The following is a 19,586-nucleotide window of genomic DNA, read 5'->3' as shown; positions in this document are numbered from 1 at the left end:
TCCGGCGGCGCGGCCGGCGGTGCCCATCCCCAACCGGCGGATCCGTCCACAGCCGGCCGATCCACCCCCGCGACGGGCCCACCCGGCCCGATCGTGGACCCATGGCAGCGAAGGACGAGCTCGGCCGCCGCGGTGAGGACACCGCCGCCGAGTACCTCGAGCGGGCACACGGCATGGTCGTGCTCAGCCGCAACTGGCGGTGCACGCACGGCGAGATCGACATCGTCGCGGTCGACCCGCAGCAACGGCTGGTGTTCTGCGAGGTCAAGACCCGTTCCGGGCTCCGCTACGGCGAGCCCGCCGAGGCGGTGACCCGCCGCAAGACACGCCGGATCCGGCTGCTGGCGAAGGCGTTCATGGCCGCCCACCGGGTGAGCTGGGTCGAGATCAGGTTCGACGTCGTGGCGGTCCTGATCCGGCCCGGCCGGCCGGTCACGCTCACCCACTACCCGGCGGCGTTCTGATGCGGCCCCCGGCACGGATCTGGTCGGTGGCGCTGCACGGCGTCGACGGCGTCCCCGTCGAGATCGAGGCGGTCATCGGCGGCGGGATGCCCGGCGTGCACCTCGTGGGCCTGCCCGACGCCGCCCTCAACGAGTCCAAGGACCGGGTCCGGTCCGCGATCGTGCACTCCGGCCGCACCTGGCCCAACGAGCGGATCGTGCTCGCCCTCTCCCCGGCGACCCTGCGCAAGACCGGTAGCCGGTTCGATCTCGCCCTGGCCCTCGGCGTCCTCGTCGCCGCGGACGCGGTGCCGCCCGACCGGCTGCGCGGCACCGCGCTGCTCGGCGAGCTCGCCCTCGACGGCAGGCTGCGCCCGGTGCTCGGCGTGCTGCCCTGTCTGCTCGCCGCGCGCGACGCCGGGATGGTCCGCGCCGTCGTGCCCCGTGCCGCGCTCGCCGAGGCCGCGCTGGTCGACGGGATCGAGGCGTTCGGTGCCGACAGCCTCGGCGACGTCCTGGACTGGGCGGCGGGCAACCGGCTGCTGCACCGGCACGACGGCGGGCAGGAGGATGCCCCGGCCGTCGCGGCGCCCGAGCTGGCCGACGTGCTCGGCCAGCACGACGCCCGGCGCGCCCTGGAGATCGCCGCCGCCGGCGGGCACCACCTGCTGATGGTCGGCCCACCCGGCACCGGCAAGACGATGCTGGCCCAGCGCGTGGTGGGGCTGCTGCCCGAGCTCGACCGCGCCGAGGCGCTGCAGCTCGCCGCGATCCGTTCGGTGGCCGGCAGGCTCGGCGACACCGGGGCGCTCAGCACGTGTGCGCCGTTCGTGGCGCCGCACCACTCGGCGTCGGCCGCGGCGCTGCTCGGCGGGGGCAGCGGCGTCGCCCGCCCCGGTGCGGTGTCGCTGGCCCACCGCGGGGTGCTCTTCCTCGACGAGTGCCCGCACTGGCCCGCCTCGGTCCTCGACGGGCTGCGCACCCCGCTGGAGGAGGGCGAGGTCCGGCTGTCCCGCGCCGACGGCACCGTGCGCTACCCGGCCCGGTTCCAGCTCGTCCTCGCGGCGAACCCGTGCCCGTGCGCACCACCGATCGACCGCGACTGCACCTGCCGCCCCGATGTCCGCCGCCGCTACATGTCCCGGCTGTCCGGCCCGCTGCTCGACCGGGTCGACCTGCGGGTGGCGATGGAGCCGGTGACCGCGCTGCGGGTGACCGAGCAGCGGGGCGAGGACACCGCGACCGTCCGCCGCCGGGTGCTCGACGCCCGCGCCGCCGCCGTCGCACGCTGGTCGGAGCACGGGTGGCGGTGCAACGCCGAGGTGCCCGGCCCCGCCCTGCGCACCCGCTTCCCGCTGCCCGCCCGGGTGATCGCACCGCTGGAGGCCCGGCTGCGGGCCGGGGATCTCAGCGCCCGCGGCGCGGACCGCGCGCTGCGGGTCGCGTGGACGCTCAGCGACCTCGCCGGGGCCGAACGGCCCGACCGCGGCCTGGTCGACGCGGCGCTGTACTTCCGTGAGCGGGGTGCCGCGTGAGCGCCCCGGTCCCGGCCGTCCGCCCGGGTACCGACGCCGGCGCGGTGCCCGAGGAGGTCCTGCGCGCCCGCGCCTACCTGCTGCGCTGCGTCGAACCGCCGAACCGGCATCTCGTCGCCCTGGTCGACCGGTACGGGCCGGTCGAGGCGGCCGACCGGCTGCGTCGCGGCGCCGTCCCCGACGAGCTGCTGCGCGCCGCGGCGGCCCGGCGGGGCACCGACCGCTCCGGGGCCGACCTGGAGGCGGCCGCGGCCGCCGGGGCCCGGCTGCTCGTGCCGGAGGACCCGGGCTGGCCGTCGTGGCCGTTCCGGTCGTTCGCCGAGGCCCCGCGGGCCGACCTCGCGCCCCCGATCGCGCTGTGGGCGCGCGGGCCGGGGGAGATCGCGACGCTCGCCGACCGGTCGGTCACCGTCGTCGGGTCGCGTGCCGCGACCCCGTACGGGCTGAACGTGGCCGCGGACTTCTCCGCGACGCTGGCCCGGCGCGGCGTCGCGGTCCTCTCCGGCGCCGCGTTCGGGATCGACGCCGCCGCGCACCGCGGGGCGCTCGCCGTCGACGGCGCGACGGTCGCGGTGCTGGCCTGCGGCCCGGACCGCGTCTACCCGGCCGCGCACACCGGTCTCCTGGAACGGATCGCCGCGACCGGTCTGGTGCTCACCGAGTACCCACCCGGCACGATCCCCGGGCGGCTGCGGTTCCTCGTCCGCAACCGGCTGCTGGCCGCACTCGGTGTCGGGACCCTCGTCGTCGAGGCCGGCGCACGCAGCGGGACGAAGCGCACCGCCGCCGACGCGACCGCGCTCGGGCGCCCGCTGATGGCGGTGCCGGGCCCGGTGACCTCGGGGATGTCGGTCGGCTGCCACGAGCTGGTCCGCACCCACCAGGCGGGCCTCGTCGGGCGGCCCGAGGACGTCCTGGAGGTCGTCGGCCGGCTGGGTGTGGACCTCGCCCTGCCGCCGCAGGGGGAGTCCCGCCCGACCGACGGGCTCGACCCGCGGGTGCTGGCGGTCCACGACGCGCTGCCCGCCCGTGCCGCGTGGCCGCCGGGACGGATCGGGGAGGCCGCGGGCGTCGGCCCCGACGAGCTGCGCGCGGCGCTGACCGAGCTGGAGGACCGTGGGCTCGCCGAGTACCACCAGGGGCTGTGGCAGCGTCCGGCACGCCGGGCGGGTCCTTGACCGGGGCCCCGCGGCGGCGGACCGTCCGGGCATGGCGCGCACAGAGTCCTCCGGTCCCGCGGGGTCGTCCGGTCCCGCGGCCACCGAGCCGGTCCCCGGCGCGGTCGACGGACCGGCCGTGGGTCCGGCGGGCGCCCGTGCCGCGGCCGACGGGTCCGCAGTGGGCGACGGGTCCACAGGGGGTGGCGGGTCCGCCGCGGGTGACGGGCTCGCGCCGGACGTCGCCACCGCGCTCGAGGAGTTCACCGGGCACCTGCGCCACGAGCGGAACCGCTCGCCGCACACGGTCCGCGGCTACCGCTCGGACCTCACCGACCTGCTCCGCGGGCTCCCCGGCCTCGGAGCTCTCGACCTGGACCACCTGCGCCGGCGGCTCGGCGCGACGCACGCCGCCGGCGCCGGGCGGGCCACCGTCGCCCGGCGCACCGCCGCGGCACGCACGTTCTGCGCCTGGGCGGTGCGCACCGGGCGGCTCGACCACGACCCGGCCGCCCGCCTCGGGTCGCCGCGCGCGGGCACCGTCCTGCCAGAGGTGCCCGGCGCGGCGGAGACCGCGGCGGTGCTGGCCGCCGTGACCTCCGGTGCGGCGGAGGACGCCCCGGAGGCGCTGCGCGACCTGCTGGTCCTCGAACTGCTCTACGCGACCGGGATCCGGGTCGCGGAGCTGTGCGGGCTGGACGTCGGGGCGGTCGACGAGTCCGCCCGTACGCTGCGGGTCCGGGGCAAGGGCGACCGGGAACGGACCGTCGTGTTCGGGGTCCCCGCCGCACGCGCCCTGCGCCGCTGGCTCGACCACGGCCGACCGGCGCTGGCGACCCCGTCGTCGCCGCCGGCGCTGCTGCTGGGCGTGCGGGGCGGGCGGCTGGACCCGCGCGTCGCACGGACCGTCGTGCACCGCGCGATCCGGGCGGTACCGGGCGTCCCCGACGTCGGACCGCACGGTCTGCGGCACGCCGCGGCGACCCATCTGCTCGAGGGCGGAGCCGACCTTCGTTACGTACAGGAGTTACTCGGTCACGCTACGCTGTCGACGACACAGCTCTACACGCATGTGACCGTCGACCGGTTGAAGGTGGTTCATGACCAGGCGCACCCTCGGGCCTGAGGCGTCCCCCACGACGTCCCGCCGTCCCGACGCGTTCCCCACCGCCCTGGCCACGGCCCTCGACCGGAGGGCCGCGGGGGCCGACACGCCCCGCGCGGCCGTCCTCGGACCGGTCCCCGACCCACCCGGGCACCCCCGCCGCGGCCCCCTCGACGCCACCACCGGACGACCGCCGGCGGGAGCGGCCCCGGCGTGCATCGCGCTCGTCCCGGCGACGGGCCGGGCGCCCCGCGACACGCCCGACGGCGCCCCGGGTCACCTGAACGAGACCGTCGAGGCGGTGGTCGTGCCGCTGTGGCGCGAGTTCCTCGCCACCCGCGCCCCCGCCGCGCGACGACGCCTGGTCGAGCACCACGCCCCGCTCGTGCGCGGTGTGGGGACGAAGCTGGCGGTGCGGCTGCCGTCGTCGATCGAGCTCGCCGACCTGCTGCAGTCCGGGACGTTCGGCCTGATGGAGGCCGTCGACCGGTTCGACCCCGCACGCGGGATCCGCTTCGAGGCCTACGCGGCCCAGCGGGTCCGGGGCGCCATGCTCGACGAGCTGCGTGCCCAGGACTGGGTGCCCCGCACCGTGCGGGCGCGCAGCCGCGAGGTCGAACGGGCCCGTGAGGCGGTGCAATTCCGCGCCGGGCGCCCCGCGACCGACGGCGAGCTCGCCGCGGAGCTGGGTGTCGGGGTGCGCGACCTCCGTCAGGCCCGGCGGCCGATGTACCTGGTCAGCGCCGAGGACCTCGGCGCGGGCGGCCCGGCGGGCTCGCCGCTGTCGACGCTCCCGGCCGACGACTCGGTGGACCCGGTGACCGCGGCGGTCCGGAGGGAGACCGGGGCGGAGCTGCGTGCCGCGATCGGGCTGCTGGGGGAGCGGGACCGGCTGGTCCTGCGCCTCTACTACGTCGAGAACCGGACGCTGGCCGAGATCGGCGGGGTCCTCGGGGTCACCGAGTCCCGGGTCTGCCAGCTGCACGCCCGGATGATCACCCGGCTGCGGGCGACGATGGAGCCGGCGCTGGCGGGCTGACCCTGTCCGGAGCGCCCTCCGCGGGCTCCGGCGCCCCCTCCCAGGGCAGCAGCCGCACCCGGGGAGGCCGCAGCAGGACCAGCGGGTCCAGGTGGTCGAGCCGCTCCCGGCGCACGCCCCAGTGCAGGCAGGCCGCGACCGGGCACCCGGTGTGCCCGGGTTCCAGCGTCCCCACCGGGTCGCCCCCGGCGAGCCGCGCCCCGGCGACGACGACGGCGGTCACCGGCTCGTAGGTGCTCCGCAGCCCGTCGGGGTGGTCGACGGAGACGACGCCGCGCCCGGCGATACGCCCGGCGAACACCACCACCCCCTCCCGTGCGACGAGCACCGCCTGCCCGGGGGAGCCGGCGAGGTCGGCGCCGCGGTGCCCGCGGCCGTAGCGGAACGCGGGCCTGCGGAACACCGCGGTGACCGCCGGGGGCGGGAGCAGCGGCCACGCGTAGTCCGCTCCGGGGGCCGGGATCCCCGCTCCGGGCGGCCGCGGCGGCGCGGGCGCCGGGCCCGCTGCGTCCGGTGGCCCGCCCGGAGCGGGCCCGCCATCGGGCGGAGGCGGGAGGCCGTCGGCCCCGGGAGGTGGCTCCGGAGTCGGGACGGCGATCTCCCGCGCCGCGACCGCCGGTGCCGCGACCGCCGGTGCCGCGACCACCGGTGCGGGGACCACCGGTGCGGGGACCACCGGTGCGGCGACCGCCGCCCCCGGCGGCACGAGCGCCACTCCGGTCACCACCACGGCGAGCAGCACCGCGCCCGCCCGCAGCCCGGCCCGCCATCCCGGGCGGGACAGGTGACGGGGCCCCCGGGGCGGAGGAGCGGACGACGAGGGGAGAGGCACCCGTCCAGCCTGCGACGACGACCGCTCGTCGCCGGGGTGGACCGTCGTCCTGTGGACGTACCGGCCGGTTGTGGACAGCCGCCGCCGGAACCGGGCTCCGCCGCGATCGGCCCGGAGGCCCCGGCGTACACTGGACCACGCACCACGTCCGTCGTGGTGACTTCGCGCGCCCGCTCGCCCGTCGCGCCGTTCCCCCAGGGTACGGCGTCGGGAGCGGAGGCCGGGCGGTCCTGCGATCCCGACGTCACGCTCACGTGTGACCAGGGGGAGCGGGTCCGGCTCCGCCGCGGGCGCCAGGGTGGTCCACCGACCGGTGGGCCCACGAACCGCCTGCGCGGCATCCGCCGCGCCCGACCGAGAGGTGATCGCAGGCCATGGCCGTCGTCACCATGAAGCAGCTGCTCGACAGCGGCGTGCACTTCGGGCACCAGACCCGTCGCTGGAACCCGAAGATGAAGCGCTACATCCTCACCGAGCGCAACGGCATCTACATCATCGACCTCCAGCAGACGCTGTCGTACATCGACCGCGCCTACGAGTTCGTGCGCGAGACCGTCGCGCACGGCGGGACGATCATGTTCGTCGGCACCAAGAAGCAGGCCCAGGAGGTCATCGCCGAGGAGGCGGCCCGGGTCAACATGCCGTACGTCAACCAGCGCTGGCTGGGCGGCATGCTCACCAACTTCCAGACCGTCCACCGTCGCCTGCAGCGCCTCAAGGAGCTCGAGGCGATGGAGCAGAACGGTGGCTTCGAGGGCCGCTCGAAGCGCGAGATCCTCACGCTGACTCGTGAGAAGGACAAGCTCGAGAAGACCCTCGGCGGTATTCGCGACATGTCCAAGGTCCCGTCCGCCGTCTGGATCGTGGACACCAAGAAGGAGCACATCGCCGTCGGCGAGGCCCGGAAGCTCAAGATCCCGGTCGTCTCCATCCTGGACACGAACTGCGACCCGGACGAGGTCGACTTCCCGATCCCGGGCAACGACGACGCGATCCGCTCGGCCGCGCTGCTGACCAAGGTCATCGCCAAGGCCGCCGCCGACGGTCTGGTCTCCCGTGGCCAGCGCCGGGGCGAGGGTGGCGAGGCCGCCGCCGAGCAGCCGCTCGCCGAGTGGGAGCAGGACGTCCTGGCGGGCAACGAGGTCGGCTCCGACGGTGCCAGCCTCTCCGCCGCCGGTGGCGACGGTGCGGCGGCCGCGGCCGCCCCCGCCTCCACCAGCAACGGCACCCAGAACTGAGTGCGCGCGTCCGGCGGGCCCGCACACCGCGGGCCCGCCGGGCGCGACCCGGTGATCCATTCCCGTCACGACCCAGAGGACGAGAGACACCCGATGGCGAACTACACCGCCGCCGACGTCAAGCGGCTCCGTGAGCTCACCGGCTCCGGGATGATGGACTGCAAGAAGGCGCTCGAGGAGTCCGAGGGCGACTTCGACAAGGCCGTCGAGCTCCTCCGCATCAAGGGCGCGAAGGACGTCGGCAAGCGCGCCGAGCGCGCCACCGCCAACGGCCTGGTCGTCGCCGAGGGCGGCACCCTGGTCGAGCTGGACTGCGAGACCGACTTCGTCGCCAAGTCCGACGACTTCATCGCGCTGGCCGAGAAGATCCTCGCCGCCGCCGTCGAGCAGAAGCCGGCCGACCTCGAGGCCCTCCGTGAGGCCAAGCTCGAGGGCACCACCGTCGGCGAGGCCGTGCAGGAGCTGTCGGCCCGCATCGGCGAGAAGTTCGAGCTGAAGCGCTACGCGCAGGTCGCCGGCCAGGCGGCCGTCTACCTGCACAAGCGCGCCACCGACCTGCCCCCGCAGATCGGCGTCCTGCTCGCCTACGAGGGCGACGACGCCGAGGCCGCCCGCGGTCTCGCGATGCAGGTCGCGGCGGCCCGGCCGGAGTACCTGACCCGTGAGCAGGTCCCCGCCGAGATCGTCGAGAACGAGAAGAAGATCGCGGAGGCGACCGCCCGCGAGGAGGGCAAGCCCGAGCAGGTCCTGCCCCGCATCGTCGAGGGCCGGGTCAACGGCTACTACAAGGACGTCGTGCTCCTGGAGCAGGCCTCCGTCGTCGACCCGAAGAAGTCGGTCAAGGCCGTCGCCGACGAGGCGGGTCTGACCATCAACGACTTCGTGCGCTTCGAGGTCGGCCAGAACTGATCCTTCCCATCCCCGCCCGGGTGGTGCTCCGCGCACCGCCCGGGCGGAGGGTGAGAGGATCGTGACCGCCAGCGAGTACGACCAGGCCGGGGGATGCAACCGTGATCGAGGAAACCCTCTTCGACGTCGAGGAGAAGATGGAGAAGGCCGTCACGGTCGCCCGTGACGATCTGGCGTCGGTGCGTACCGGCCGGGCCACTCCGAACATGTTCTCCCGGATCGTCGTGGACTACTACGGCGCGTGGACCCCGCTGAACCAGCTCGCCTCGGTGTCGATCCCCGAGGCGCGGATGGCGGTCATCAAGCCCTACGACGCCAGCCAGCTCAAGCAGCTCGAGAAGGCGATCGCCGACTCGGACCTCGGGGTCAACCCGTCGAACGACGGGCAGATCATCCGCGTGATCATCCCGCAGCTCTCCGAGGAGCGGCGCCGGGACATGGTCAAGGTCGCCCGCGGCAAGGGCGAGGACGCGCGCGTCGTGCTCCGGGGCCTGCGCCGCAAGGCGATGGACGAGCTGCACCGCATCCAGCGTGACGGTGAGGCCGGCGAGGACGAGGTCGCCCGCGCCGAGAAGGAGCTGCAGGGCGTCACGGACCGCTACGTCGCGCAGATCGACGAGCTGGTCAAGAACAAGGAATCCGAGCTCCTCGAGGTCTGAGACCGGTGCCCTCCTCCTTCGACGCCGCCGTCCCCGTGACCTCCGACCTCCCCGGTGACGGGCCGGCCGGTGTGTCGGCGAACCCCGACGTGCCGAAGCCCGTCCGGGGGCAGAAGGGGTACAAGCGGTCCCGGCTGGGTCGCAACCTCGTCGCGGCGATCGCGGTCGGCGTCGGGCTCGGCGTCATCATCCTGCTGAGCCTGCTGATCCAGCGTCAGGGCTTCGTCCTGGTGCTCGCCTGCGTCACCGCGGTGGGCACCTGGGAGCTCGCGGGCGCGCTGCGCCGGGGCGCCGACATCCGGGTCTCGCTGCCGGTGCTGCTGGTCGGCGGCCAGGCCGTCGTCTGGCTGTCCTGGCCGTTCGGCCTCCACGGGGCCGCGGTCGCCCTCGCCGCGACGGTGCTGGGCTGCCTGCTGTGGCGGATGCGGACCGGCGCGGCGCACTTCGTGCGCGACATCAGCGCCTCGCTGTTCGTCGCGGTGTACGTCCCGCTGCTCGTGGCCTTCGCCGTGCAGCTGACCGTCGCCCCGGACGGCGTGGGCCGGGTCCTGACCTTCCTGCTCTGCGTGGTCGCCTCCGACGTCGGCGGGTACGCGGCGGGCGTCGTCGCGGGCCGGCACCCGATGGCCCCCACGATCAGCCCGAAGAAGTCCTGGGAGGGCTTCGCGGGCTCGCTGGTCGCCGGGATGGCGGCGGGCTCGCTCTGCATCGGGCTGATGCTCGACGCGCCCTGGTACTGGGGGCCGCTCGTCGGTGCGCTGCTCGTCGCGACGGCCACCCTGGGCGACCTGGTCGAGTCGCTGGTGAAGCGCGACATCGGCGTCAAGGACATGGGCAACCTGCTGCCCGGGCACGGCGGTCTGATGGACCGCCTGGACTCGCTGCTGCCGACCGCGTTCGTCGCCTGGGCGATCCTCGGGATCGTCGTCCCGCTCGCGTGAAGCGCACCTACCAGGGGTTCGGCGGCCAGCCGAAGCCCGGCCCGGCCATCCCCAGCCCGAACATCTGGAACTGGCCCGAGGTCTACGAGACCGAGAACCGCGCCCAGGACGCCGACGGCGAGCTCTGGGCCGCGCTGTGGGACGGGACCGGCGGCTGGGCGGGGGCCGACGTCGTCGACGTCGGCTGCGGGGACGGCTTCCACCTGCCGCGCTTCGCCGAGCAGGCCGCCACCGTCACCGGTGTCGAGCCGCACCCGCCGCTGGTCGAGCGGGCACGACGGCGCGTCGCCGGTGACGACCGCATCACCCTGCACACCGCGGGCGCCGAGCGGCTCCCGCTGCCCGACGCCTGCGCGGACCTGGTCCACGCCCGCACCGCGTACTTCTTCGGGCCGGGCTGCGAACCGGGGCTCGCCGAGGCCGAGCGGGTGCTGCGCCCGGGCGGGGTGCTCGCCGTCGTCGACCTGGACTTCACGGTGCGGCCGTACGGGACGTGGCTGCGTGCCGACCTGCCCCGCTACGACCCGCCCGCGGTCGACCGGTTCTTCGCCGCCCACGGCTTCGCGCTGCGCCGGGTCACCTCGACCTGGCGGTTCGACACCCGCGCGGACCTGGAGGAGGTCCTGCGCATCGAGTTCTCCGCCCGCACCGCGCGCCGGGCGATCGACGACGTCGCCGACCGCACCGTGCGCGTGGGCTACCGGCTCCACACCCGGCGCCGCGCCGACGGCCTCGTCCTGCCGTCCTGAGCCCGCGGCGCCGGGAGCGACCTCAGGCCAGGGTGATCGACCCGTCCGCGACGGTGACCTGCCGCGGGTCGAGCGGCCGCTGGGCCGGCCCGTCGACGACGGCGCCGTCGAGGGAGAAGCGGCTGTTGTGGCACGGGCAGACGATCTGGCCGTCGGTGACCTGGCTGACGGTGCAGCCCTGGTGCGGGCAGATCGCGGACAGCCCGGTGAACGTCCCCTGCTGCGGCTGGGTGACGACGACCTGCGCGTCGGCGTAGATCGCGCCGCCGCCGACCGGCACCGCGGACGCCGGGCCGAGGACGGTGCCGGGGGAGCCCTGCGGGGCGTCCCCGGTCTGGGCCTGCCCGCCGTTGTCGGTGGTGGTGGAACCGCCGCCACCGCAGGCGGCGACCGCGCCGATCGCGGCCACGCCGGCCCCGGCGATCATCGCGCGGCGGCCGAGGGCGGACCCTCCGGCGCGCGGGGCGGGGTCGGGCTCGGTGGAGGACGTCGTGGGGAGGGTCATGGCTCTCCTGGGGGAGGCCGGGCGGGGGCCCGGCGGTGTGGTGGTGGCGGCCCGGGGTTCGGGGACCCGGGCACGTGACGAGCCTCCCATGATGTCCGGTTCGAGGTAGGGCGGGTGTGTCGTTCCGCCACACCCGCGCCGTGTCCCGGGCCGCTCTCGCTACCGTGGGTGCATGCCGTACACGATGCGCCAGCCGTCGCTGGGCGTTCCCGTGCCGAGCCTGGAGATCGTCCTGGGCCTGCTGGCCTGGGTGGTCGGTGCGGGCGGTCTCGGGAACGGGTTCGCCACCGTCCTCGTCGCGCTCGGGATCTTCCTGACCGCGTACCTGTGGATCGTGCGCCGGCGCAACGCCGCGATGGCGGTGACCCTGCACCCCGAGCGGAAGCGGCGGATGCAGCGGCTGATCGTGATCGGCGTCGCCGGGGTCGTGCTGCTTCCGTCGCTGCTGTCCCTGGTCGGCTACGGCGAGCTGGCCACCGCCCTGTCCGCCGCCCTCGTCGGGGTGCTGCTGATCCAGGCGTCCACCGTGCTGGAGGAGCGCAGCCTCGTCGCGACCGGCGGCCTGGTGCTGCTCATCGCCGCGTTCGGCGCCTTCCTGGCCCTGACCTACCAGGGGCAGGGGACCGGGTCCGCGGTGCCGGTGACCGGGCTCTGCGCCGGGATCGTGCTGTGGGTCGCGGCCGCGCGCAGGCTCGGGATCCTGGAGGACCTGTCCCGGCGCTACAACGTGCGGATCCCCGGGATCCGCTGACCCGCGGCCGGGCTGGCACACTGGAGGTGCCATGTCCAGCCTCCCGCTCGTCTTCGACGCACCCCGCCGCGGTACTCCGCCCCGCCACCTCGCCGACGTCGACCCGGCCGACCGTGCCGCCGTCGCGCAGGAGCTCGGCGTACCGCGGTTCCGCCTCGACCAGTTGGCCCGCCACTGGTTCGGTCGTCTCACCGACGACCTCGACACCATGAGCGACCTCGGCGGTGACGTCCGGGAGAAGCTGCGCCCGCTGCTCCCGCCGCTGGTCACGCCGCTGACCGAGAAGGCCTGCGACGGCGGCGCCACCCGCAGGACGCTGTGGCGCGGCCACGACGGCGTGCTCGCCGAGAGCGTGCTGATGCGCTACCCGGACCGGGCGACGGTCTGCATCTCCAGCCAGGCCGGCTGCGGGATGGCGTGCCCGTTCTGCGCCACCGGCCAGGGCGGGCTGCAGCGCAACCTGTCGACCGCCGAGATCGTCGACCAGGTCCGCCGCGCCGCCGCCCAGGCCCGCGACGGCGTGCTGGACGAGCCGACCCGGCTGTCGAACGTCGTGTTCATGGGGATGGGCGAGCCGCTCGCCAACTACAAGCGGGTCGTCGCCGCCGTCCGCCGGATCACCGAGCCGGCCCCGGACGGGCTGGGCATCTCCGCGCGCGGGGTCACCGTGTCCACGGTCGGGCTCGTCCCGGCGATCGACCGGCTCCGCGAGGAAGGCATCCCGGTCACGCTGGCCATCTCGCTGCACTGCCCGGACGACGAGCTGCGCGACACCCTCGTCCCGGTCAACAACCGGTGGAAGGTGGCCGAGGTCCTCGACGCGGGCCGCCGCTACGCCACCACGGCCGGCCGCCGCGTCTCCATCGAGTACGCGCTGATCCGCGACGTGAACGACCAGCCGTGGCGCGCCGACATGCTGGCGAAGGTCCTGCGGCAGCACATCGGCACGTCCCGGGTGCACGTCAACCTCATCCCGCTGAACCCGACGCCGGGCAGCGAGTGGGACGCCTCGCCGAAGCCCGTCGAGGAGGAGTTCGTGCGCCGGGTCCGCGCGGCCGGCGTCGCCTGCACCGTCCGCGACACCCGCGGCCAGGAGATCGACGCGGCCTGCGGGCAGCTCGCCGCGTCGCACCCGGGCTGACCCGCCCGGCGACCCCCTCGGCAGCTCGCCGCGTCCGGGCCGACCCGCCCGGCGACCCCCTCGCGTCGCCGGGCGGACCCGCTCAGAGCCGGTCGCCGCTCTCCGGGTGGAACAGGTGCAGCCCCTCGGTCGACGGGGTCAGCGCCACCCGGTCCCCGCGCCGCGCCCCGGTGCGCCCCGCGGTCCGCACGACGACGGCGTCGTCGCGCGAGCCGGTCAGCGACGCCGTCGCCGACAGGTCACCGGAGGACTCGGCCAGGGTGCCGTAGAGGTAGGCGTCGGACCCGAGCTCCTCGACGACGTCGACCCGGGCCGGGATGCCCTCGCCGCCGTCGGGGGAGACCGTCCACTGCTCGGGACGGATGCCCAGGGTCACCTCGGTGAGCTGGTGCGCCCCGATCGTCGACCGGACGTCCTGGGGCAGCGCGACCTCCCGCCCGGCGAGGGTCACCCCGCGCTCGGTCACCTTCGCGGTGAACAGGTTCATCGCCGGCGAACCGATGAACCCGGCGACGAACGCGTTCTGCGGCCGGTCGTACAGGTCGGCCGGGCTGGCGAACTGCTGCAGCTTCCCGTCGGCGAGCAGCGCGACGCGGTCGCCCATCGTCATGGCCTCGACCTGGTCGTGGGTGACGTAGACGGTGGTGACGCCCAGGCGTCGCTGCAGCGCCGCGATCTCGGTGCGGGTCTGCACCCGCATCTTCGCGTCGAGATTCGACAGCGGCTCGTCCATCAGGAAGACCCGCGGCTCGCGCACGATCGCCCGGCCCATCGCCACGCGCTGACGCTGACCGCCGGACAGGGCACGCGGCTTGCGGTCGAGGTAGTCGGTCAGGCCGAGGATCTCGGCGGCCTCCTTGACCTTGACCGCACGCTCGGCCTTGTCGATCCCGGCCATCTTCAGCGGGAACGCCATGTTCTCCCCGACGGTCTTGTTCGGGTAGAGCGCGTAGTTCTGGAACACCATGGCGATGTCCCGGTCCCGGGAGGCGACCCCGACCATGTTCTCGCCGTCGATGCGGATCGAGCCGCCATCGATCTCCTCGAGGCCCGCGAGCATCCGCAACGCCGTCGACTTGCCCGATCCGGACGGCCCGACGAGCACGACGAACTCGCCGTCCTCGATCGTCAGGTCCAGCCGGTCGACGGCCGGCTTGGCTCCGGGGGTGTAGATCCGAGATGCCTGGTCGAACACCACGTCAGCCACGGCGGGCTCCCATCCTGTTCACGAACACGATCACTTGACGGCCCCGAAGGACAGGCCCTGGACCAGCTTGTTCTGGGCGATCCAGCCGGCGATGACGACCGGCAGCGCGGCCACGGTGGCCGCCGCGCAGAGACTGGCGAAGTACAGGCCCTCGGAGGTGATGAACCCGACGAGGTACACGGGCACGGTCGCGGCCCGCGAGGCGGTCAGGTTCACCGCGAAGAAGAACTCGTTCCAGGCGAAGATCATGCAGATCAGCGCGGTGGCGGCCATGCCGGGCGAGATGATCGGCAGCACGACCTCGCGCAGCGAGCGCCACAGCGACGCCCCGTCCATGCTCGCGGCCTCCAGGAGCTCCTTGGGGACCTCCAGGAAGAACGACCGCATCATCCACACCGCGATCGGCAGGTTCATCGCCGTGTAGAGCACGACGAGCGTCCAGATGTTGTCCAGCGCGCCCAGGTAGTTCACGACGACGTAGATCGGCACGATCGCCGCGACGACCGGCAGCATCTTGGTCGAGATGAAGAAGAACAGCACGTCCTGGGTCTTCTTCACCGGCCGCAGCGACAGCGCGAACGCGGCCGGGGTGCCCAGCAGGAGCACCAGGACCGTCGAGGCGACCGTCGCGAACAGCGAGTTGAGCAGGTAGGGCCCGACCCCGCCGCCGAACACCTCGGCGAAGTTGTCGAACGTGGGGACGAAGAACACCGTCGGCGGGATCGTGACGGCCTGCGCCTCGGTCTTGAAGGCGGTCATCACCATCCACAGCACGGGGAAGAAGAACCCGAGCCCGACGATCCAGGCCAGCACGCTCAGCAGCGGCCCGGCCCCGCGCGGGGCCTTCCGCGGCGTCGTCGCGGGGGTGGAGGTCCGTTCGGCGACTGCGGTCATCACGCCTCCTCGGCGGCGGAGAAGCTGCGGAAGATCAGGCGCAGCGCCAGGGTGGCGACGATGATCGTCGCGACCACGGTGACCACGCCCATCGCGGCGGACTCGCCGATGTCGAAGCCCAGGAACGCCCGCTGGTAGATGTAGAACGGCAGGTTCGCCGACGCCGTACCCGGACCGCCCTGGGTCATCATGTAGATCGTGTCGAACGTGTTGACCAGGTAGATCGCGCCGAGCACGACACCCAGCTCGATGAACCGCTGCAGGTGCGGCAGCGTCACCTCGCGGAACACCGCGAACCCGGTCGCCCCGTCCATCCGGGCGGCCTCGAGGACCTCCTGCGGCTGGGAGCCGAGCCCGGCGAGGATCAGCAGCATCATGAACGGCGTCCACTGCCACACCAGCGCGATGATCACCGCGGCCCGCGGGAAGGTGGACACCCAGTCGGTCTGCCCGGCGCCGAACGGCGAGAGCAGGAAGTTCACCAGGCCGTAGGTGGGGTCGAACAGCACCGACTTCCACAGCAGCGCACCGGCGACCGGGGTGATCAGGAACGGCGTGATGATCAGCGTCCGGACGATGCCGCGGCCGAGGAACGCGCGGTTGAGCAGCAGCGCGATCAGCAGCCCGAGCACCATCGCGATCGCGACCGCGCCCAGGGTCAGCAGGATCGAGTTCAGCGCGACGCCGCGGAACTGCGAGTCGGTGAACACCGTCGCGTAGTTCTCCAGCCCGACGAAGCGCTGGCTGCCGGGGCGCACCAGGTTCCAGGACTGCAGCGAGTACCAGATCGTCACCAGGAACGGCAGCTGCGTGACGATGATCGTGAAGATCAGCGCGGGCAGCAGCGGGGCCCGGCGGATCCAGCCGTCGCGGCGCTCCGCGGCCGGTGAGGTCTGCCGTTCCGGTGCCGCCTGCGGTGGTGCCTCTGTGGTCGTCACCGGTCGCCCCCGCTCTGCTGGTAGGACTCGCCGACGGTCTCGGCGTACTGCTGGGCCTGGTCGAGGGCCTCGTCCGCGGTCTGCTGCCCGGCGATGGCCGCGGAGATCTGCTGGCTGACCCGGGTCCCCAGGTCCTGGAACTCGGGGATCCCGACGAACTGCAGCCCGGTGTACGGGACGGGGTCGCGGGTCGGCCGGTCCTGGTCCGCGGCGTTGATCGCGGCGATGGTCTGCGGTGCGTAGGCCTTCGACGCCGCGACGTACTCGGGGATCCGGTAGGTCGACTGGCGGGCGCCGGGCGGGACCGAGGTCCAGCCGAGCTCCTCGCCGACCATCTTCTGGTACGGCTTGGACGTCATCCAGGACAGGAACTTCCAGGTCGCGTCGACCTGCTCGGGGCCCTTCTCCGCGGTGGTGCGGGGGATGGCCAGCGCCCACGAGTACAGCCAGCCCGAGGACAGGCCGTCGACGCCGGTCGGTGCCGGCGCGTAGCCGACCTTCCCGGCGACGTTGGACTGGGCCGGGTCCTCCAGCAGGCCCGCGGCGACGGTGGCGTCGAACCACATCGCGGTGTTGCCCTGGCTGAACTGGTTGCCGCACTCGGAGAACCCGGAGCCCGCGGCGCCGGCCTGGCCGTCGCGGCGGACGAGGTCGACGTAGAAGTTGACCGCCTTGCGCACCTCGGGCGAGGTCAGCTGGGCGTTCCACTGGTCGTCGAACCAGCGGCCGCCGTAGGAGTTGATCATCGCGTCGACCGGGGCCATGACCTCGCCCCAGCCGGGCTTGCCGCGCAGGCAGATGCCACCACGGCCCTGCTCGCGGTCGGTGAGGCGGTCGGCGAACTGCGCGACCTGGTCCCAGGTCGGCTTCGCGGGCATGGTCAGCCCGGCCTGCTCGAACAGGTCCTTGCGGTACATCAGGAACGCGGACTCGCCGTAGAACGGCACCGAGTACATGTGTCCGTCGGGGCCGGACAGGGCGCCGCGGATGGTCGGTGTGAAGTCGTCCCGGTCGTAGCCGGGGGTGGCGTCCATCAGCGGGTCGAGGTCGACCAGCCAGCCGTTGCGGGCCCACTGGGGGGTCTCGTAGTTCGAGATCATCACGGCGTCGAACTCGTCGCCGCGGGTGGCGACCGACGCGGTGATCTTCGCGCGGGCCTCGTTCTCCGACAGGCTCACGAAGCGCACGGTGATGCCGGGGTTCTCGGCCTCGAACCGCGGGCTGAGCTCGATCGCGTCCTCCATCTGCGGGTTGGACACGATCGCGATCGTCACGATCCGCGTGCCCTCGGGCAGGCCGAACGTGCCGGCCCCGGCGCAGCCGGTGAGGGCGAGACCGATGACCGCCAGCAGCGCGGTGAGGACGGCGGGACGCGACCTGGTTCTCGGGCGCACGGGCACTCTCCTCGTCGTCGAGGGCTCCGACGGGTGTGCAACGGTGTGGTCCGGGACACGTCCGTCCGGTATGACCGGTGCACGGTATGCGTGGAGCAACCGCTTGCGCAACCGGTTGCCTGTACGCTGTCGCCAACCCGTGACCCGCCTCGGAGGTGTGTGATCGCGACCATGGCCGAGGTCGCCCGGCTCGCCGGGGTCTCCACCGCGACCGTGTCCCACGTCCTGAACGGCACCCGGCCCGTCCGGGAGACCACCCGCGAGCAGGTGCTGGCCGCGATGGCGCAGGTGCACTACACGCCCAACGCCGCCGCCCGCTCGCTCGCGACCGCGCGCACCCGGACCGTCGGGCTCGCGCTGTCGGCGATCTCCAACCCGTACCTGGGCGAGCTGCTGCACGCGATCGAGGACGAGTCCGCCGCGGCCGGGCACACCCTGCTGCTCGCCGACCCGCACGACGACCCGGGCTACGAGGCGACGGCCGTCGCACAGCTCCGCAGCCGCGTCGACGGTGTGCTGTTCGCCCCCTCGGGCAACTCCACCGCGACCCTGGAGGCGCTCGCCGCACAGGGCGTGCCGACGGTGCTGGTCGACCGGATGCTCGACGGCGAGCTGGACGAGGTCGGCTCGGAGAACGTCGAGCCCGTCGCCGGGCTGGTCACCCACCTGGCCGAGGCCGGGCACACGAGCATCGGCTTCGTCGCGGGCCTGGCCGGACTCGCGACGACCGTCGAGCGCCTCGCGGGCTACCGCCTCGGGATGCGCCGGGCCGGCCTCCCGCCCGGGCCGGTGGTGGAGGGCCGCTCGGACAGTGAGCCCGCCCGCGCCGTCGTGCGCGAGCTGTTGGCCTCGCCCGTGCGGCCCGCCGCGCTGGTCACCGGCAACAACGCGATGACGATCGGTGCCGTCCAGGCCGCCCACGACCTGGGTCTGCGCATCCCCGGGGACCTGGCGCTGGCCGCGTTCGACGACTTCCCGTGGGCCGACGCGTTCAGCCCGCGCCTCACCGTCGTCGCGCAGCCGTTCGCGGACATCGGGCGTGAGGCGGTCCGGCTGCTGCTGCGCCGCATGGCCGAGCCCGAGGCGCAGCGGCGCTCGCTGCGGCTGCCGACGACCTTCGTGCACCGGGAGTCCTGCGGCTGCCGACCATGATCCTTCTCCGCGGAGCGTGCGATACCCCGCAGGGTGCGCCGGGCTCCGCGGAGAAGGATCACCGCAGCGCCGACCGGATCCGACCCACCGTGTCGCCCGGCCTGTCCCTGACGTCCTGCCAGGTGAACCGCAGCACCGTCCACCCCGCGGCGACCAGGGCGTTCTGCTTGCGCCGGTCGGCCCGGAATCGGGCCGGGTCCGAGTGGAACGCCCAGCCGTCGATCTCCACCGCGAGCCGCTCCGCCACGAACGCGACGTCCACCAGCCACGGACCGAAGGGCCATCCGAGGACGAACCCGGTGAGCCCCGCCCGTCGCAGGTGCACGACGAGGCGCCGCTCGGCCCGCGAGTCGGCCCGGTCGGCGGCCTCGACGACGAGCTCGCGGGCCCGAGCCCAGCCGTGGGTGCCGACCCCGCGCTGGAACGCGGCGAGCAGCTCGGGGAAGGGCAGTCCCCGCTGCAGCACCCGGTCGAGGAAGGTGGCGCCGTCGGCGAGGGCGACGGCCGTCTCCAGCGCGGTCAGGGCCGGTGCCGTGACGGCGACACCGCGCCGTTCCGTCCGGTCCGCCGCGTCCAGGGTGCGCCGGCGGACCCGGATCCCGTCCGGCGGTGTGCGCCGCGCGTGCGCGGGCACGGTCACCCCCACGACCGGGAACGCGGTGGTGGGCACCGACATCCGGTGCAGGAACGCCGCTGCGGGCCCGTCGACGACGGCGCCCGGCCCGGCCCACAACGCGGCGGCCACCACCCGTCCCCATGCGGTGGGCCGGTGCGACGACGCCCGGTACACCCCCGGTGCCACGACCACCAGGGCGCCGCGGGCGACCCGGCCGCGCAGTGCCTTCGCCGAGACCCCGCACGCCAGCGCCTGCCCCCGGGAGAACACGCCGTCCTGACCGCGCAGCACCGTGTCGAGGTCCATGCGGCGCACCCTGGCCGGGAGCCGCGCGCGCCACGGGCGAACGCGGGGAGCCGTTCGCAGTAGTGATCCTTCTCC

The 19,586-nt window shown here is 74.4% G+C and carries 20 protein-coding genes; 13 read left to right on the top strand and 7 right to left on the bottom strand.

Annotated elements, in window-relative coordinates:
* Positions 1-101 precede the first annotated feature (101 nt).
* The 5 genes from KPL60_RS13150 to KPL60_RS13130 are packed head-to-tail and all read left to right on the top strand — an operon-like array spanning position 102 to position 5,279.
* Positions 102-464 (top strand): YraN family protein, encoded by a 363-nt coding sequence (locus tag KPL60_RS13150; protein WP_062401027.1) that lies wholly within the window; start codon positions 102-104, stop codon positions 462-464.
* Positions 464-1,978: a YifB family Mg chelatase-like AAA ATPase gene (locus KPL60_RS13145; RefSeq protein WP_226365976.1), complete on the top strand. Its 1,515-nt coding sequence runs from the start codon at positions 464-466 to the stop codon at positions 1,976-1,978. Before KPL60_RS13150 ends, KPL60_RS13145 begins: the two co-directional genes overlap by 1 nt.
* Entirely contained in the window at positions 1,975-3,156 is a 1,182-nt protein-coding gene (locus KPL60_RS13140; RefSeq protein ID WP_226365975.1) for a DNA-processing protein DprA, read from the top strand. The genes KPL60_RS13145 and KPL60_RS13140 overlap by 4 nt, the downstream gene beginning before the upstream one ends.
* Before the next feature lie 31 nt (positions 3,157-3,187).
* Positions 3,188-4,261, top strand: a complete 1,074-nt coding sequence (locus KPL60_RS13135) for a tyrosine-type recombinase/integrase (RefSeq protein ID WP_226365974.1) — start codon at positions 3,188-3,190, stop codon at positions 4,259-4,261.
* Positions 4,236-5,279 carry a FliA/WhiG family RNA polymerase sigma factor gene (locus KPL60_RS13130; protein WP_226365973.1) on the top strand — a complete coding sequence of 348 codons (1,044 nt, stop codon included), beginning with the start codon at positions 4,236-4,238 and terminating at the stop codon, positions 5,277-5,279. Before KPL60_RS13135 ends, KPL60_RS13130 begins: the two co-directional genes overlap by 26 nt.
* Here KPL60_RS13130 and KPL60_RS13125 read toward each other — a convergent pair.
* Positions 5,236-6,111, bottom strand: a complete 876-nt coding sequence (locus tag KPL60_RS13125; RefSeq protein ID WP_226365972.1) for a M23 family metallopeptidase — start codon at positions 6,109-6,111, stop codon at positions 5,236-5,238. The two genes, KPL60_RS13130 and KPL60_RS13125, sit on opposite strands and share 44 nt — an antisense overlap.
* Positions 6,112-6,485: 374 nt before the next feature.
* Here KPL60_RS13125 and rpsB point away from each other — a divergent pair, with 374 nt between their 5' ends.
* The 5 genes from rpsB (at position 6,486) to KPL60_RS13100 (ending at position 10,607) form a co-directional block, all read left to right on the top strand.
* Positions 6,486-7,349 (top strand): 30S ribosomal protein S2, encoded by an 864-nt coding sequence (gene rpsB / locus KPL60_RS13120; RefSeq protein WP_062401033.1) that lies wholly within the window; start codon positions 6,486-6,488, stop codon positions 7,347-7,349.
* Positions 7,350-7,442: 93 nt separating this feature from the next.
* Positions 7,443-8,258 (top strand): translation elongation factor Ts, encoded by an 816-nt coding sequence (tsf, locus tag KPL60_RS13115; RefSeq protein ID WP_226355759.1) that lies wholly within the window; start codon positions 7,443-7,445, stop codon positions 8,256-8,258.
* Positions 8,259-8,359: 101 nt separating this feature from the next.
* Positions 8,360-8,917 carry a ribosome recycling factor gene (gene frr, locus KPL60_RS13110; RefSeq protein ID WP_020622047.1) on the top strand — a complete coding sequence of 186 codons (558 nt, stop codon included), beginning with the start codon at positions 8,360-8,362 and terminating at the stop codon, positions 8,915-8,917.
* Between the two features lie 5 nt (positions 8,918-8,922).
* Positions 8,923-9,858, top strand: a complete 936-nt coding sequence (locus KPL60_RS13105) for a phosphatidate cytidylyltransferase (protein ID WP_374203836.1) — start codon at positions 8,923-8,925, stop codon at positions 9,856-9,858.
* Positions 9,855-10,607 (top strand): class I SAM-dependent methyltransferase, encoded by a 753-nt coding sequence (locus tag KPL60_RS13100; RefSeq protein WP_226365971.1) that lies wholly within the window; start codon positions 9,855-9,857, stop codon positions 10,605-10,607. The genes KPL60_RS13105 and KPL60_RS13100 overlap by 4 nt, the downstream gene beginning before the upstream one ends.
* 22 nt (positions 10,608-10,629) lie before the next feature.
* Here the strand turns inward: KPL60_RS13100 and KPL60_RS13095 are convergent, their stop codons facing one another.
* Positions 10,630-11,112: a Rieske (2Fe-2S) protein gene (locus tag KPL60_RS13095; RefSeq protein ID WP_226365970.1), complete on the bottom strand. Its 483-nt coding sequence runs from the start codon at positions 11,110-11,112 to the stop codon at positions 10,630-10,632.
* Positions 11,113-11,284: 172 nt separating this feature from the next.
* Between KPL60_RS13095 and KPL60_RS13090 the strand changes: the two genes are divergently transcribed.
* Positions 11,285-11,863: a hypothetical protein gene (locus KPL60_RS13090; protein WP_226365969.1), complete on the top strand. Its 579-nt coding sequence runs from the start codon at positions 11,285-11,287 to the stop codon at positions 11,861-11,863.
* A 31-nt stretch (positions 11,864-11,894) separates the two neighbouring features.
* Entirely contained in the window at positions 11,895-13,004 is a 1,110-nt protein-coding gene (gene rlmN / locus KPL60_RS13085) for a 23S rRNA (adenine(2503)-C(2))-methyltransferase RlmN (RefSeq protein WP_226365968.1), read from the top strand.
* 82 nt (positions 13,005-13,086) lie between these two features.
* On the opposite strand, the gene KPL60_RS13080 is transcribed toward rlmN, so the two are convergent.
* From KPL60_RS13080 to KPL60_RS13065, 4 genes are read right to left on the bottom strand one after another with little or no spacing between them, the layout of a single operon-like run.
* Positions 13,087-14,211, bottom strand: a complete 1,125-nt coding sequence (locus KPL60_RS13080; RefSeq protein WP_208822439.1) for an ABC transporter ATP-binding protein — start codon at positions 14,209-14,211, stop codon at positions 13,087-13,089.
* A gap of 30 nt (positions 14,212-14,241) precedes the next feature.
* Positions 14,242-15,105 (bottom strand): carbohydrate ABC transporter permease, encoded by an 864-nt coding sequence (locus tag KPL60_RS13075; RefSeq protein WP_178376840.1) that lies wholly within the window; start codon positions 15,103-15,105, stop codon positions 14,242-14,244.
* Entirely contained in the window at positions 15,105-16,043 is a 939-nt protein-coding gene (locus KPL60_RS13070) for a carbohydrate ABC transporter permease (protein ID WP_373324099.1), read from the bottom strand. The genes KPL60_RS13075 and KPL60_RS13070 overlap by 1 nt, the downstream gene beginning before the upstream one ends.
* Positions 16,040-17,437 carry a sugar ABC transporter substrate-binding protein gene (locus KPL60_RS13065; protein ID WP_226365967.1) on the bottom strand — a complete coding sequence of 466 codons (1,398 nt, stop codon included), beginning with the start codon at positions 17,435-17,437 and terminating at the stop codon, positions 16,040-16,042. The genes KPL60_RS13070 and KPL60_RS13065 overlap by 4 nt, the downstream gene beginning before the upstream one ends.
* 171 nt (positions 17,438-17,608) lie before the next feature.
* Between KPL60_RS13065 and KPL60_RS13060 the strand changes: the two genes are divergently transcribed.
* Positions 17,609-18,589 carry a LacI family DNA-binding transcriptional regulator gene (locus tag KPL60_RS13060; RefSeq protein ID WP_226355764.1) on the top strand — a complete coding sequence of 327 codons (981 nt, stop codon included), beginning with the start codon at positions 17,609-17,611 and terminating at the stop codon, positions 18,587-18,589.
* Positions 18,590-18,647: 58 nt separating this feature from the next.
* On the opposite strand, the gene KPL60_RS13055 is transcribed toward KPL60_RS13060, so the two are convergent.
* Complete coding sequence (locus tag KPL60_RS13055) at positions 18,648-19,511, bottom strand: type IV toxin-antitoxin system AbiEi family antitoxin domain-containing protein (protein WP_226365966.1); 864 nt, start codon at positions 19,509-19,511, stop codon at positions 18,648-18,650.
* Positions 19,512-19,586 lie beyond the last annotated feature (75 nt).

This window comes from Pseudonocardia sp. ICBG162 (genome assembly GCF_020496225.1).
GTDB classification, from domain to species: domain Bacteria; phylum Actinomycetota; class Actinomycetes; order Mycobacteriales; family Pseudonocardiaceae; genus Pseudonocardia; species Pseudonocardia alni.
The sequence above is the reverse complement of the archived record's forward strand: the minus strand, read 5'-3'. Positions and strand labels throughout refer to the sequence as shown.